Annotated in this window: 1 pseudogene; it reads right to left on the minus strand. The window is 65.0% G+C overall.

What is annotated here, in order from left to right:
* Positions 1-818 (minus strand): annotated as a pseudogene (locus AABA78_RS38820) (hypothetical protein); the annotation flags it as partial.

Consider the following 818-nt stretch of genomic DNA (forward strand, 5'->3'; position numbering starts at 1 on the left):
TGGCGGAAGGCGTCGCCGTCGCGCAGTTGGCGGTGGCGGCAAGGCCCATGTCCACGCTGATGACGTTGCCGTGCGCGTCGTGCTTGAAGCACGTGCGCGTCGTGGTGCTGCCCGTCGGGTGCTCGTCGACGCGCTGCAGCTGGTTCACGGCGTCATACTGCATGGCATTGCAGGCCGCGGAAGTCGGCTGGCCATCCGTACCCACGGCACACCATGCTGGAGGCGCGTTGAAGGGCTTGCCTTCGCCCGTGAGGTTGTTGGCCGCGTCGTAGCTCTTCGTGGCGACGAAGCTGCCCGTGCTCGTCCCAAACTTCTCCCATGTGGTGCGTCGGTGGGCATCGGCGGCGTAGGAGAGCACCTTGCGCGTGTTGCCCAAAGCGTCGAAGTAGCGCTCCTCATTCAGCGTGCTGTCGGGCCAGTAGGTGTACGTCACCTTCTCGGACCAGGTGGCGGCGGTCGCGGTGGAGGACTTCGCCTTCCACTGCAGCTTGTCGGTGAAGGTGCCGCCCGTGCACCCTGCTGTCGCTCCCTGCCGGTAGCAATAGACTTCGAAGTTGCCTTCGGGGAGCTGCGTGAAGGTGCGGTGCCCCGCGCCGTCATAGCCATGAGTCGTCACCACGTCTGGCTGGCCAGTAACGTGGACTGTCTGTGAAATGAGGTTGGTGTCCTGGTAGACGAAGGACGTGGTGATGCCGTTGGCATCCACCTGCTCGGTGACGTGCCCGCCAGCGTCATAGGCGTTGTAGAGCGTCTCGATGGGCGTGCTGGTGAGGCCGGCCGGGTATTGGGCCACCTTCTGCAACTGGTTGCGGCGGGGC

Origin of the sequence: Corallococcus caeni, assembly GCF_036245865.1 — a bacterium.
Classification (GTDB): Bacteria; Myxococcota; Myxococcia; order Myxococcales; family Myxococcaceae; genus Corallococcus; species Corallococcus caeni.